Origin of the sequence: Streptomyces glaucescens (genome assembly GCF_000761215.1) — a bacterium.
Classification (GTDB): domain Bacteria; phylum Actinomycetota; class Actinomycetes; order Streptomycetales; family Streptomycetaceae; genus Streptomyces; species Streptomyces glaucescens_B.
Genome location: NZ_CP009438.1, coordinates 3,170,750 through 3,185,083 on the forward strand (window position 1 = coordinate 3,170,750; position 14,334 = coordinate 3,185,083).

Annotated in this window: 11 protein-coding genes; 8 read left to right on the forward strand and 3 right to left on the reverse strand. The window is 73.1% G+C overall.

Annotated elements, in window-relative coordinates; all coding sequences use genetic code 11:
* Positions 1 to 70: 70 nt before the first annotated feature.
* Entirely contained in the window at positions 71 to 334 is a 264-nt protein-coding gene (locus SGLAU_RS13605; protein WP_003975777.1) for a WhiB family transcriptional regulator, read from the reverse strand.
* Positions 335 to 1,011: 677 nt separating this feature from the next.
* On the opposite strand from SGLAU_RS13605, the gene SGLAU_RS13610 reads away from it, so the two are divergent.
* The 4 genes from SGLAU_RS13610 to SGLAU_RS13625 all read left to right on the forward strand — a co-directional run bounded on the left by SGLAU_RS13610 (position 1,012) and on the right by SGLAU_RS13625 (position 4,951).
* Complete coding sequence (locus SGLAU_RS13610; protein WP_043501405.1) at positions 1,012 to 1,533, forward strand: cysteine dioxygenase; 522 nt, start codon at positions 1,012 to 1,014, stop codon at positions 1,531 to 1,533.
* A gap of 82 nt (positions 1,534 to 1,615) precedes the next feature.
* Positions 1,616 to 2,575, forward strand: coding sequence for a 2-phospho-L-lactate transferase (gene cofD / locus SGLAU_RS13615; protein WP_043501407.1), 960 nt, complete (start codon positions 1,616 to 1,618; stop codon positions 2,573 to 2,575).
* The gene (locus tag SGLAU_RS13620) at positions 2,572 to 3,903 is read left to right on the forward strand and encodes a coenzyme F420-0:L-glutamate ligase (protein WP_043501409.1); all 1,332 of its coding nucleotides are present in this window, start codon (positions 2,572 to 2,574) and stop codon (positions 3,901 to 3,903) included. The genes cofD and SGLAU_RS13620 overlap by 4 nt, the downstream gene beginning before the upstream one ends.
* Positions 3,904 to 3,949: 46 nt before the next feature.
* A complete protein-coding gene (locus SGLAU_RS13625) occupies positions 3,950 to 4,951 on the forward strand; it encodes a DNA-3-methyladenine glycosylase family protein (protein ID WP_043501412.1) in 1,002 nt (333 codons plus the stop codon).
* Between the two features lie 241 nt (positions 4,952 to 5,192).
* On the opposite strand, the gene SGLAU_RS13630 is transcribed toward SGLAU_RS13625, so the two are convergent.
* Together SGLAU_RS13630 and SGLAU_RS13635 are read right to left on the reverse strand one after the other, a co-directional pair.
* Entirely contained in the window at positions 5,193 to 6,275 is a 1,083-nt protein-coding gene (locus tag SGLAU_RS13630; protein WP_043501413.1) for a nucleotidyltransferase family protein, read from the reverse strand.
* Positions 6,276 to 6,485: 210 nt separating this feature from the next.
* Positions 6,486 to 8,099 (reverse strand): peptidoglycan recognition protein, encoded by a 1,614-nt coding sequence (locus SGLAU_RS13635; protein ID WP_063838872.1) that lies wholly within the window; start codon positions 8,097 to 8,099, stop codon positions 6,486 to 6,488.
* Positions 8,100 to 8,239: 140 nt separating this feature from the next.
* Between SGLAU_RS13635 and SGLAU_RS13640 the strand changes: the two genes are divergently transcribed.
* The 4 genes from SGLAU_RS13640 (at position 8,240) to SGLAU_RS13660 (ending at position 14,334) form a co-directional block, all read left to right on the forward strand.
* Positions 8,240 to 8,998, forward strand: a complete 759-nt coding sequence (locus tag SGLAU_RS13640; RefSeq protein WP_043501417.1) for a TIGR03089 family protein — start codon at positions 8,240 to 8,242, stop codon at positions 8,996 to 8,998.
* Between the two features lie 250 nt (positions 8,999 to 9,248).
* On the forward strand, positions 9,249 to 10,442 hold the full coding sequence (locus SGLAU_RS13650) for an LCP family protein (protein ID WP_078957707.1): 1,194 nt from the start codon (positions 9,249 to 9,251) through the stop codon (positions 10,440 to 10,442).
* Between the two features lie 237 nt (positions 10,443 to 10,679).
* Positions 10,680 to 12,509, forward strand: coding sequence for an LCP family protein (locus SGLAU_RS13655; RefSeq protein ID WP_043501422.1), 1,830 nt, complete (start codon positions 10,680 to 10,682; stop codon positions 12,507 to 12,509).
* 187 nt (positions 12,510 to 12,696) lie between these two features.
* Positions 12,697 to 14,334, forward strand: a complete 1,638-nt coding sequence (locus tag SGLAU_RS13660) for an LCP family protein (protein ID WP_078958045.1) — start codon at positions 12,697 to 12,699, stop codon at positions 14,332 to 14,334.

The following is a 14,334-nucleotide window of genomic DNA, read 5'->3' on the forward strand; positions in this document are numbered from 1 at the left end:
ACAACCCTCCGGTGACGGGTCCTTCGTCCTCACTCGTGCCGCTTGTCCGCCGGTGTCCGCGGGCGGCGGGTCAGACGGCCGCCTTCTTCAGCCGGCGGCGCTCCCGCTCGGACAGACCGCCCCAGATGCCGAATCGCTCGTCGTTGGCGAGGGCGTACTCGAGGCATTCGGAGCGGACCTCGCAGGCGAGGCAGACCTTCTTGGCCTCGCGGGTGGAGCCGCCCTTCTCGGGGAAGAAGGACTCGGGGTCGGTCTGGGCGCACAGCGCGCGCTCCTGCCAGCCGAGTTCCTCGTCCGCGTCGTCGACCAGCAGTTGCTGCACCAGCTCGGTCATGTGCGCCCCTCGTCTGTTCTTTTCCGCGTCCCCGTGATGTAGCCGTTACCGGTTCCGGCTGAACGACACGAGTGAAATTACAAGTGTGCTGCTCCGGGCGAGTCAAGCCGAGATCTGCTATTGGGCCCCTTATTCACTCTGCGGAACCAAGGCCATGCGGAAAGTGTTCAAATCGGCATAAACCTCGACACAGCGACAGGGCCCGAGAGGGTGTCCGGCCCCGCACAGTCCTGTACGGAGAAGGACGCCCGTGCGTTCGATCCCGTTCCGACGCGCGAGCCGAAGCGAACCGGATCACAGTCGGATCACAGCATCACAACGAGGGCTCGCGCGCCCGGTTGTGCCCATGTGTCCCGAGGACCGCGTGCACAAACCTTTCACCTGACAGATGGACCGGATGAGGTGAACCACATCGCATGATCCGGTCGTCGAGTTGACAGTGCAGGTGTGAACCGGTGTCCTTGTGGGCATGCTCGCGAACTCGGCACTCACCTCGACCCGCACCGCCGGGTCCCACGGTGCTGCCCGCGCTCGCTGTAGCTGTTGCTGTCCCGGCTGTTGAGCCCACCCGCTCCGGCCCCGCCCGGTCCCCCGGACCCGGCTGCTGTTCCCTCGCTCCCCTCCCCACGGGACGCGCCCCCCTCTGTTCGCCCTTCCGCCAAGGAACCACCGCACCCATGAACAGCGACAGCGACCTCCAGATCGCCGGCGACATCCTCGAAGTGCCGCACCTGCTCCAGGCACCGCGCGAGCACCCGGCCACCGTGGCCGAGTTCGTCGGCCTGGCCCGTTCCATCGCCGCCGACCGGACCCAGTGGGGGCACCTGGTCCGGTACGACGCCACCACCCGCTGGTACCACCGGCTGCGCACGGGCCCGGGCTACGAGGTCTGGCTGCTGTCCTGGGTGCCCGGGCAGGGGAGCGGGCGGCACGACCACGGCCCGTCCTCCGGTGTGCTGACCGTGCTGGACGGCACGCTCACCGAGCACAGCGGGAGCCGCACGCGCGCGCTGGCCGCGGGCGCCCAGCGGGTGTTCGCACCGGGGTACGTCCACGAGGTCGTCAACGACACCCTGGAGCCGGCCGTCAGCCTGCACGTCTACTTCCCCGGCCTCACCGAGATGCCGATGCTCCCCCGCTCCCAGTCCCGTGCGACCGCGGGGACCCCGGCGGCGCCCCACGTGAACTGCCTGACGTGAACCGCGAGGGGGAACCGCCCGGGGCGAACCACCCGGGTGAACCGCCCGACGCGTTGTCGTGTCCGCCTGCCAGACTTGGCACATGCGCATTGTGGTTCTGGCAGGCGGCATCGGCGGTGCCCGGTTCCTGCGTGGTCTGAAGCGGGCCGCGCCGGACGCGGACATCACGGTCATCGGCAACACCGGGGACGACATCCACCTCTTCGGGCTGAAGGTCTGCCCGGACCTCGACACGGTGATGTACACGCTCGGTGGCGGTATCAACGAGGAACAGGGCTGGGGGCGGGCGGACGAGACCTTCCACCTCAAGGAGGAGCTGGCGGCGTACGGCGTCGGCCCCGGGTGGTTCGGGCTGGGCGACCGCGACTTCGCCACCCACATCGTGCGCACCCAGATGATCGGCGCCGGATATCCGCTCAGCGCGGTCACCGAGGCGCTGTGCGACCGCTGGCAGCCCGGGGTGCGCCTCATCCCCATGACCGACGACCGCGTGGAGACCCATGTCGCCGTCGAGCTGGACGGCGAGCGCAAGGCGATCCACTTCCAGGAGTACTGGGTGCGGCTGCGCGCCTCCGTGCCCGCCGAGGCGATCGTGCCCGTCGGCGCCGAGCAGGCGAAACCGGCGCCCGGCGTCCTGGAGGCGATCGCCGAGGCGGACGTCGTCCTCTTCCCTCCGTCCAACCCGGTCGTCTCGATCGGCACGATCCTCGCCGTGCCCGGCATCCGGGAGGCCATCGCCGACGCCGGGGTGCCGGTGGTGGGCCTCTCCCCCATCGTCGGCGACGCGCCGGTGCGCGGGATGGCCGACAAGGTGCTGGCCGCGGTCGGCGTGGAGTCCACGGCCGCCGCGGTCGCCGAGCACTACGGCTCCGGGCTGCTCGACGGCTGGCTGGTCGACACCGTCGACGCGGGCTCCGTCGCGCGCGTGGAGGACGCCGGCATCCGCTGCAAGGCCGTCCCGCTGATGATGACCGACGTCGAGGCGACCGCGCGGATGGCCCGTGAGGCGCTGGCGCTGGCGGAGGAGGTGCGGACGGCGTGAGCGACGAGCGCGGCGCCGCCGACGGACGCGCCCCCGCCTACCGCGTCTGGGCGGTGCCCGGGATCCCCGAGGTGGCGGCCGGGGACGACCTCGCCAAGCTGATCGCGGCGGCCGAGCCGGGGCTCGCCGACGGGGACGTGGTGCTGGTCACCTCGAAGATCGTGTCCAAGGCGGAGGGGCGGATCGTCGAGGCGGCGGACCGGGAGGCCGCGATCGACGCGGAGACCGTCCGGGTGGTCGCCCGCCGGGGCACCCTGCGCATCGTCGAGAACCGGCGGGGCCTGGTCATGGCCGCCGCGGGCGTCGACGCCTCCAACACGCCCGCCGGGACCGTGCTGCTGCTGCCCGAGGACCCGGACGGCTCCGCGCGCGCGATCCGTGACGGACTGCGCGAGATCCTCGGCGTCACCGTCGGCGTGGTGGTCACCGACACCTTCGGGCGTCCTTGGCGCTCGGGGCTCACCGACGTGGCGATCGGCGCCGCGGGCGTGCGGGTGCTGGACGACCTGCGCGGCGGCACGGACGCGTACGGCAACCCGCTCAGCGCCACCGTCGTCGCCACCGCCGACGAGCTGGCCGCCGCCGGAGACCTGGTCAAGGGCAAGGCGGCCGGGCTGCCCGTCGCCGTGGTGCGCGGACTGCCGCACGTGGTGGCGGCGGAGCCGGACGATCCGGGGGCCCGGGCACTGGTGCGCGACGCGCGGGACGACATGTTCCGGCTGGGCACGTCGGAAGCGGTGCGGGAGGCGGTCACCCAGCGCCGCACGGTCCGCGCCTTCACCGACCAGCCCGTCGACCCGGGCGCGGTGCGCCGGGCCGTGGCCGCCGCCGTCACGGCACCCGCCCCGCACCACACCACCCCCTGGCGGTTCGTCCTGCTGGAGTCCGGGCAGTCGCGCACCCGGCTGCTCGACGCGATGCGCGAGGCGTGGATCGCCGACCTGCGCCGGGACGGCAGGAGCGAGGAGTCCATCGCCAAGCGGGTGCGCCGCGGCGATGTGCTGCGCAACGCGCCGTACCTCGTCGTGCCGTGCCTCGTCATGGACGGCTGCCACACCTACGGGGACGCCCGGCGGGACACGGCCGAGCGGGAGATGTTCGTGGTCGCCGCGGGCGCCGGGGTGCAGAACCTCCTCGTCGCGCTGGCCGGGGAGCGGCTCGGCTCGGCGTGGGTGTCGTCCACGATGTTCTGCCGGGACGTCGTTCGGGACGTGCTGGGGCTGCCGGAGGACTGGGATCCGATGGGCGCCGTCGCGGTCGGGCATCCGGCGCGGGCTCCGGAGCCCCGGACGGACCGGGACGCGGCGGCCTTCATCGAGGTGCGGTGACCGTACGCTCGTAGGGTCACTTCCCTACTTCCCGAGGACCTCACCCGTGGCAGGAAGTTTCGCTCCCCGGCCCACCCGTACGACGGTGCGGGGCGGGCACGTCGCCGTACCGGGTGTGATCCCGCGGCCGGCGAGCGGACCGGGGCGGGTGCGGACGTACACGCCGGACGGGCCGCTGGACCTCGGGCTGGTGCTCGGGCCGCTGCGGCGCGGGCCCGGCGACCCCACGTTCCGCGTGACGCCGGACGGGTCCGTCTGGCGCAGCAGCCGGACACCGGCGGGGCCGGGAACCCTCCGCGTCCTCGCCCGCGGCACCGACGTGCGCGGCGAGGCGTGGGGGCCTGGTGCCGAGTGGCTGCTCGACCGGCTGCCGGAGCTGCTGGGCGCGGCCGACGATCCGGAGGCCTTCACCCCGCGGCACCGGCTGGTGGCGGTGACCCGGCACCGGCGGCCGGGGCTGCGGCTGACGCGGACCGGGCTGGTGATGGAGTCGTTGATCCCGTCGGTGCTGGAGCAGAAGGTCACCACCGACGAGGCGTACCGCGCGTGGCGGTTGCTGGTGCGCAGGTTCGGCGAGCCCGCGCCCGGGCCCGCGCCGGGGGGCATGTGCGTGATGCCGGAGCCGCGGACGTGGGCGCTGATCCCCTCCTGGGAATGGCATCGGGCCGGGGTCGACGACAAGCGGGCGTCGACGGTGCTGCGCGCGGTGCGGGTCGCGGCGCGGCTGGAGGAGGCCGTGCGGATGGAGCCGCCGGCGGCGCGGGCCCGGCTGGAGCTCGTGCCGGGGATCGGGCCCTGGACCTCCGCGGAGGTGGTGCAGCGCAGTCACGGGGCGGCGGACGAGGTGACCGTCGGGGACGTGCACCTGCCGGGGATCGTGGGCTGGGCGCTGGCCGGGGACCGGGACGCGGACGACGCGGAGATGCTGCGGCTGCTGGAGCCGTACGCGGGGCAGCGGCACCGGGCGGCGCGGCTGATCCTGCTGAGCGGGCGGGTGCCGGCCCGGCGGGTGCCGAAGATGCCGGTGTGGGACATCGGGCGGTTGTGAGGCCGGGTCCGGACGGTGACCGGCGCTCCGCCGGGCGGGGCGGGCGGCGCGGTCCGGCGTCGCGGGCGCCTCTGCGGCCGGCCCCGCTCACGCGCGGGAAGGTCCCGGGAGCTGGGTGCTCCGGCGCCCGCCCGTCCGCGCCGGCGGTACGACTGCCGGCGGTACGACTGCCGGTGGCAGGACTGCCCGCGGCTGCACCGGGTGAGGGCGGGGGCGGGGCGAGGCCGCGGCACCCCTCGGCTCACTGGTCCGACGAGAAGCGGACCGCGCCCGCCGGGATGCGGGCGTCGCACCAGACGCGCATGCCGTCGCGGAGTTCGTTGTCGGCGCCGATGACCGCGCCGTCACCGATGACCGTGCCGGTGAGGACGGAACGTTCGCCCACGCGGGCCCGGGTGCCGATGAGGGAGTCCGTGACGACCGCGCCGGGTTCGATGACGGCGCCGGGCAGGATCGTCGAGCCGAAGACGCGGGCGCCCTCCGCCACGAAGGCACCCTCGCCGACGACCGTGCCGCCCGCCAGCTTCGCGTCCGGGGCGACGGTCGCCGTGGGGAGGACGAGCCGGTCGCCGCAGCGGCCGGGCACCGCCGGGGACGGGGCGCGGCCGAGCACGAGGTCCGCCGAGCCGCGCACGAACGCCGCGGGGGTGCCCAGGTCCAGCCAGTAGGTGGAGTCGACCATGCCCTGGAGGTGGGCGCCGGCGGCGAGGAGACCGGGGAAGGTCTCGCGTTCGACGGAGACCGGTCTGCCCGCCGGTATCGTGTCGATCACCGAGCGGCGGAAGACGTACGCCCCCGCGTTGATCTGGTCGGTGACGATCTCCTCCGGCGTCTGCGGCTTCTCCAGGAACGCCCGCACCCGGCCGGTCTCGTCCGTGGGGACCAGGCCGTACGCCCTCGGGTCCGTCACCTTCGTCAGGTGGAGCGAGACGTCGGCGCCCGTCGTCTCGTGGGTGCGCACCAGGGCCCGGATGTCCAGGCCGGTGAGGATGTCGCCGTTGAAGACGAGCACCGGCTCGTCGGGGCCCGAGTGCAGCCGTGACGCCACATTGCGGATCGCGCCGCCCGTGCCGAGCGGTTCCTCCTCCGTGACGTACTCGATGTGCAGCCCGAGGGCCGAGCCGTCGCCGAAGTACGGCTCGAACACCTCCGCCAGGTAGGACGTCGCGAGCACGATGTGCTCGACCCCCGCCGCCCGCGCCCGCGCCAGCTGGTGCGTGAGGAACGGCACCCCCGCCGCCCTGACCATGGGCTTGGGCGTGTGCACCGTGAGCGGGCGCAGTCGGGTGCCCTTGCCGCCGACCAGGAGGATCGCTTCTGTCACCTGTCGTCTCTGCTTCCTGCCGGGACCGGCCGAACTGTCTTTCGGCCGGTCAGTGTATGCAGACCGTCGTCCGGCACCTGCGACGGCGTACGACGTCGCGGAAGCGTCCCCAGTTCCCCCCGGTCCCCCGGTCCCGCCCCGGCCCGTCCTCCGGCCGGTCCCCCGCCCCCTCGGCCGCGGCCGCCCGCCCGGGCCGCGGCCGCGCCGGGCTCAGCCGCGGCCCTGGTAGTACGCCGCGTATCCGCGCACCGAGCCGAGCTTGGCGTAGAGCCTGCGGCCCGGACACTCCGTGGCGAAGCCGTCGCGGTGCCCGGAGATCACGTGCAGCCGCACGTTCTTGCCCTTGCGGTAGAGGTTGCCGCCGCCCGACTTCAGGTAGGTCCTGCCGCTCGGATCGGCGCCGTGCAGGCCCAGCTTCCATGCGGTCAGGCGGCCCAGCGCCTTCACCGCCGCCTTGGTCGGCTTGGCGGAGTCGAACGTGCCGAGGACGGCGACCCCCATGCTGTTGGTGTTGAAACCGAGGGTGTGCGCGCCCATGACGGGCTTCGCCACGCCCCCCGCCCGGCCCTCGTAGATCTTTCCGCACTTGTCGACGAGGAAGTTGTAGCCGATGTCCCGCCAGCCCATGCTCCTCACGTGGTAGCGGTAGATACCGCGAATGACGGACGGTGCCTGGGAGCAGCGGTAGCCGTTGCCGGTGGCGGAGTGGTGCACGAAGGCCGCCTTGACCTTCTTCGTGTAGATGAACGTCTTCTCGCGCAGCTTCTCGTTCGCGCCCCAGCCGCGCCGGGTGACGATCTGCGGGCGCGGCCCGATCTTCGGCTTCGCCCGCTGTTCCTCCGTCAGTTCCCCGGCGGCGAGGGTCAGCAACTCGCGTTCGGTCGCCGTCCGGTCGAGCTCCGGGATCTCGGTGGCGCCGAGCGGGGCGAGCACGACGTTGGGCTCGGAGGCGGCGACGGTCTCGGGGCTGAGGGTGCCGAGCCGGGAGGAGGCGGCCGGGGTGCCCTGGGCGGGGGTGTCGGCGGCGGCGCCGGGGTCGACGAGTTCCACCCGGAGGCCGGGCGGGAGGGACGCCTGGGCGCCTTGGACGTCGGGTCCGGTGGCGTTCCCGGGGGTGCCGGTGCCGTTCCCGGGGGTGCCGGTGCCGTCCCCGTGCGCCTCGGTCCCGGTGCCGGTTCCGGGGGTGCCGGTGCCGGTTCCGGGGGTGCCGGTGCCGTCCCCGTGCGCCTCGGTCCCGGTGCCGTTTCCGGGGGTGCCGGTGCCGCTCCCGGGGGTGCCGGTACCGGTTCCGGGGGTGCCGGTGGCGTTCCCGGCGGTGTTGGTCCCCGTGCCGTCACCGGGGGTACCGGGCCCCGCCGTCGCGCGGATACGGACCTCCACGCCGTCCGAGTCGCCCACCCACAGCGGTGCCGTGCCGCCGCGGACGCGGGCGGAGGCGCGCTCCGCGGTGCCGGGGTCCGCCGCGTGATCGGCGTTGTGGGTCTCGATGTCCTGCCAGCCCGACCAGGTGCCGGTGCCGGCGGCCCGGACGCGGACCTGGACTTCGCCGTGGAGTTCGTCGGCGGGGTCGTCCCAGACGACGCCGACCATCGAGAAGCGCCGTACGTCACGGCGCGGCAGTCCCTGGACGGGGGCGGAGCCCAGGGGGCGGTCGGTGGTGAGCGGCACCAGGGGCAGCGACTGGGTGCCGCCCGGAACCGCGGGCGCCCCTGCCTCCGGGGGCCCGCCCGGTCTCGCGGTCGCCGGGGCCGCGGGCAGGGTCAGCGGAAGGGCCAGGGCGGCCGCACAGGTGACGCCGATGGAGGAAGCAAGGAATGCACGCATGCTCCCGATCCTGGACATAGTCAGACAAGTCTGTCCATCGGGGACTTGAGGGAAATCGATGGGGCGTCACCCTGCCGTTCCGCCGAACCGGTGGCGTCGCCGCTCGATGCGGACCCCCGCCCCCGCGTACGCTTGCGCGGGTGACTGCCACCGATCGCACCCCTGCCGACCTGCTGCGTTCCGCGCTGGCCGCGGATCCCGCGCGGCCCCTGGTGACCTTCTACGACGACGCCACCGGCGAGCGCGTCGAACTGTCCGTCGCGACCTTCGCCAATTGGGTGGCCAAGACCGCCAACCTCCTCCAGGACGAACTGTCCGCCGAACCCGGCGACCGGGTCGCGCTGCTGCTGCCCGCGCACTGGCAGACGGCGGTGTGGCTGCTGGCGTGTTCCTCGGTGGGCGTGGTCGCGGACGTCGAGGGCGACCCGGGACGCGCCGACCACGTCGTCGCCGGGCCCGGGCGGTTCGACGCGGGGCTGGCGTGTGGCGGGGAACGGTACGCGCTGTCGCTCGCCCCGCTCGGGCGGCGGTTCGTGCCCGCGCCGCCGGCCGGGTACGCCGACTACGCCGTCGACGTGCCGAGCCACGGGGACCGGTTCGCGCCGTACGCGCCGGTCGACCCGGAGGCGCCGGCACTGATCGTGGCCGGGGCGGAGTTCACCGCGGCGGAGATCGTGGAGCGGGCCAAGGGGGACGCGCCGGGGCTGGGGCTGACCGGGCCCGGGTCGCGGATCCTGTCCGCGCTGCCGTACGACACGTGGGAGGGGCTGAGTGCGGGGCTGTACGCGCCGCTCGCGGCCGGCGGATCGGTGGTGCTGTGCCGGAACCTGGAGCGGCTGGGGGAAGAGGCGCTGGCCAAGCGGATCGAGAGCGAGCGGGTGACGGCCGTCTCCCGCTAGGGCCGGAAAGCGGATGACGGCCGTCCGCCCGGGACGACGGGCGTGGGGCCCGGCACGGGCCGGCCGGCCGCGACCGCGCACCACCGGGCCGGTCGCCCCCCGTATGGACCGGCCGGCCGCGAGCGCGCAACGCCGGGCCGGCCCTCACCCGTTCAGCCCACCCCCACCCCCCACCCGGACCCCGTCCGGGTCATGGTCGTAGGAGCAGCAGGACGTCACGCTCGTACTCCCATGAGGGGTGGACTCAGTCGTGAGCGACACCGCAGGCATGCCGCCGTCCGGGCGTACGGGACGGGCCCTCGGACCGGGGCTCGGGGTGTCGGCCTCCGGCGTCGGGCTGATACGCCGGCGCAGGAGGCGCTGGACACGCGCCGGCACCCTCGGGGTGACCGCCGTCGTCGCGGCGGCCGTCGGGACCGCCTCGGCCATCTACGCCAAGCTCGACGGGAACATCACGCCCGACGAGGCGGCGGCCGCGGAGCTCGCCCGGTACGAGAAGGAGCGCCCCACCTCGCTGGTGCGGGACGCGCGCAACATCCTGGTGATCGGCTCGGACTCGCGCTCCGGGCCCGGCAACGGCCGTTACGGGCGGGATCCGGGGACCGAGCGTTCGGACACCACGATCCTGCTGCACCTGTCGGCCGGCCGCCGCAGCGCGACCGCCGTCTCCATACCCCGCGACCTCATGGTCGACGTCCCCGCCTGCCTGCGCCGGGACGGCTCCCGCGCCGAGCCGATGTTCGCGATGTTCAACCACGCCTTCGAGAGCGGCGGTTCGGCGTGCACGGTCCGGACCCTGGAGCAGCTGACCGGCATTCGTGTCGATCACCACATGGTCGTCGACTTCACCGGGTTCAAGGAGATGGTCGACGCAGTCAAAGGCGTTCAGATCTGCCTGAAGCAGTCCATTCACGACAAGGCGGCTAAACTCCACCTCCCCGCCGGTACCGTGACACTCAACGGCGAGCAGGCACTCGGTTACGTCCGCGCCCGCAAGTCCCTCGGCGACGGCAGCGACACCGACCGCATGGACCGCCAGCAGCGTTTCCTCGCGGCCCTGGTCAAGAAGGTGCGCGGCAACGACGTACTGCTGAACCCGGTGAAGCTCTACCCCGTGCTCGACGCGGCGACGTCCGCGCTCACCACCGACCCGGCACTGGCCAGTCTGCGTGGCTTGTACCACCTTGTCCGTGGGGTGCGCGACATCCCCACCGACCGCGTGCAGTTCCTGACGGTTCCGCGGGAGTCGTACGTCTACAACGCCAATCGCGACCAGCTCGTGGAGCCCGACGCGGAGCGCCTGTTCGAGCGGCTGCGCACGGACCGCCCCGTGGAAGTGACCCCGAATCCCGGCCCGCGCGACGGCTCCGGGGACCCGGCCGGCCGCGTCTCGCCCGCCCCCACCTTCCGCGGGAACACCGCCGCCGACGACCACTGCCGGTAAAGGACGCACCAAGACAGGCCGCTCCCGCCCCGGGAAATGCGCCGGATTGCCCAGTTGTAGGGACGTGGAATTTGTCACCGTCGTCGCTTGACGCTGAACTGGGCGGATAGTGTGAGCGATCCGGTGCACCCGGCTCCCGGCCACAGTCCGTCCAGGGGTCGCGCACTGCATGTACGAGACCCGAGCGCCTCGGAGGGGGAAGGCGCCGCGTGGCCCCGACGGAGGATTCAGGCAACCGTGGACGCGCAAGGCCGTGGGCGGGCGGAGCACATCGACCCCGCAGACCAGTGGGTACTCAACCCGAGCACCGGTGAATACGAACTGCGACTGACCCCTTCCGCACCGCAGTCGGCGCTCCCGGGCCCGCGCCGGGTCGCACCCCGGGGCGCGGCCGCCGGCCGGCCGCGCCGCGCCGCCGCCCCGGCCCCCGAAGACCGGGAGGAGACCCGCGGCAGCCGGGAAGGGACCCGCAGTGGCCGGGAGGAGACCCGCGGCGGCCGCGAAGGCCGGGAGTCACGGCCGGGCCGTTCGGCGTCGGGTGAGGCCCCCTCGCCCCGCAGACGCCGCGGCGCGCCCGAGGAACCGCCGGCGGGCCGGCGCGGGCGGCGGCCCGTGAAGGCCAGGAAGTCCCGCGCGAAGAAGGCCGTGATGTGGACCGGCGGCACGATGGCCTTCGTCCTGGTGGCCGTCGGCGCGGCCGGCTGGTTCTACCTCAAGCACCTCGAGGGCAACGTCACCACCGAGGACGTCGGCAACGCCGCCGACAGCGGCTTCAGCAAGGACGAGGCCTTCAACATCCTGCTGCTGGGCACCGACAAGCGCACCGGCAAGGGCAACGAGGGCTACGGCGACAAGGGGAGCGCCGGCCACGCCGACACCACGCTGCTGCTGCACGTCGCCAAGGACCGTTCCAACGCGACCGTGCTGAGCATCCCGCGCGACCTGATCGTGGACATCCCCGACTGCCCGACGAAGGACGCCGACGGCAACGAGACGGTCATCCCCGGCAGCCAGGGCGTGCGCTTCAACACCAGCCTCGGCCAGGAGGGCCGCAACGCGGGCTGCACGATGCGCACGGTCGAGGAGATGACCGGCATCGACGTCAACCACTTCATGATGGCGGACTTCAACGCCGTGAAGACGCTGACGACGGCGGTCGGCGGCGTGGACGTGTGCCTCGCCAAGGACGTCGACGACCCCGACTCCCACCTCAAGCTCAGCGCGGGCCCGCACACGCTCATGGGCGAGGACGCGCTGGCCTTCGTACGCACCCGGCACAGCTTCGGCAACCAGGGCGACCTGGACCGCATCAAGGTGCAGCAGCAGTTCCTGGCGTCCCTGATGCGCAAGATGTCCTCCAGCGACACCCTCACCAGCCCCTCCAAGCTGATGAAGCTCGCGGAGGCGGCCACCAAGGCGCTCACCGTCGACACCGGCATCGGCAAGGTCAGCACCCTCAAGGACGTGGCGCTGGAACTGAAGAAGGTGCCGCCGAAGAACATCAGCTTCACCACGGTCCCGGTGCGCGACAACCCCGCCGAGACGGTCAAGGCGACCGTCGTCGTGGACGAGTCGCGGGCACCCGACGTCTTCAGCGCGATCGCGAACGACGTCTCCTTCACCGCCGTCAAGGAGAAGAAGGCGCAGGAGAAGGCAGCGGTCGCCGCCCGGCTGAAGGGCACCAAGTCCGCCCCCTCCGAGGTGCGGGTGCGGATCCTCAACGGCGGTGCCCCCGCGGGCAGTGCCTCGAAGACCCTCGAGTGGCTGCAGAACGACGAGGGCGTCACCAAGTCCGAGAACGCGGGCAACGCGGACGCCGCACTGAGCAGGACGACGCTGGAGTACGCGCCCGAGCAGGCCGCCCAGGCCCGCCGGCTGGCCGCCATCATGGGCCTGTCCGGGGCCGCGCTGAAGCCGGGTGAGAGCGTCACCAACTCCCAGGGGCTGCCCACGATGACGCTGACCCTGGGCAAGGACTTCAAGGGGGCGGGGGTGTCCCTCACCCCGCCGGCGAAGGCGCCGGACGTGGAGAAGTCCACGGCCGACAAGGTGCAGTGCGCCGGTTAGCGGGGAGGGCTGGGCGCGCGCCGGCCGGGCACTAGCCCGTGGCCGGGCGAAAAACAAGGGGTAACCCCACGGGTCCGTCGTGCGTCTCACTTGACGCGGGGCGGACCCGTGTCAGGTGCAGGGTGGGGAGGGCAGGCAAGTGGCGCGAGGCAGTGTGCGCGGGGACGTGCCCGCGGTCGAGGACACGATGTCCCTCACCGCGCGGTCCGCGGATCCGCAGACCGGTGAGGCGCAGGCCGCGGATCCGCGGAGCGCGGAGCCGGCGGAGCGCCGGGGCGGGGGCGGTGGCGGCGGCGGCCGGCGGCGCGGGGGCCGCCGTGGCGCCGGACGGTCCCGCGGGCGCCGGGCGCTGCGCTGGTCGGCGACGGTGCTGGCGGTGGTCATAGTCGGCACCGCGGGAGCGGGCTACCTCTACTACCGGCACCTGAACGGCAACATCCAGAAGGACGACCTCAACCTCGGCGACAAGAGCATCGCCGCGCCCACCCCGAACGCGGCCGGGCAGACTCCGCTGAACATCCTGCTGATCGGCTCCGACGCCCGCGACAGCAAGGAGAACCAGAAGCTCGGCGGCGCGAGGGAGACCTTCGGCGGCACTCCGCTCGCCGACGTGCAGATGCTGCTGCACGTGTCGGCGGACCGCAGCAACATGTCGGTGGTGAGCATGCCCCGCGACACGCTGGTGCACATCCCCAAGTGCACCGACCCGGACGACGGGAAGGTGTACCCGGCGAGCACCCTGCCGACGGCCACCAACGAGAGCCTCGGCCACGGCGGCCCCGGCTGCACGGTGGCGACCTGGCAGGAGCTGACCGGCATCCACATCGACCACTTCATGATGATCGACTTCGCGGGCGTGGTGTCCATGGCGGACGCCATCGGCGGCGTCCCGGTCTGCGTGGACGCCAACATCCACTCCCGCACCCGCACGGGCGAGGGCTCCGGGCTGAAGCTGGAGAAGGGCACCACCAAGATCAAGGGCAAGACGGCCCTCCAGTGGCTGCGCACCCGGTACGGCTTCGGCGACAACACCGACCTCTACCGCGCCCAGGCGCAGCACATGTACATGAACTCGATGGTCCGCGAGCTGCGCGCCAACGCCACCCTGAGCAACCCCAACAAGCTGCGCAAGCTCGCCGAGGCGGCCACCGAGGCGATCGTCGTCGACGAGGGGCTGGGCACCCTCGGGAAGATGTACGACCTGGCCAACGAGCTGAAGAAGGTGCCGACCGACCGCATCACCATGACGACCATGCCGAACCGGCTGGTCGGCAACCGGGTGGAGCCCACCGAGGACGCCGAGACGGTGTTCCGGATGCTGCGCGAGGACACCGCCCTCGACGGCAAGGACCGGAAGAAGCCGCCGAAGAAGGACACGGAGTCCGACGACCCGGCGGCCCCCGACGCCGAGATCGCCGTCCAGGTGCGCAACGCCACCGCGTCGGACGGTCAGGCGGCGGCCGGCGGCCGGGCCTGGTCGGTGACGCAGCTGCTGACCGGCAAGGGCTTCGCGCAGGCCGTGGCGGACACCTCCGCCCCGGTCGCGGAGGAGAAGACGGTGATCCGCTTCCCGAGCGCCGATCTGGAGGGCGACGCGCAGCGGGTGGCGAAGGCCCTCGGCGTCCCGCTGAGCCAGGTGAGGAAGTCCACGGACGTCTCCGGGGTCACCCTGTTCGTCGGCGCGGACTGGCGGGAGGGGGCGGCGTACGAGGTGCCGAAGAAGCAGGACCGGACGCCGGAGTCGGCGAACGCGCTCAACGCCTCGGACGACTCGGCGTGCATGGAGGTGAACCCGAACTTCACCTGGCGGGAGGGCGAGGAGTAG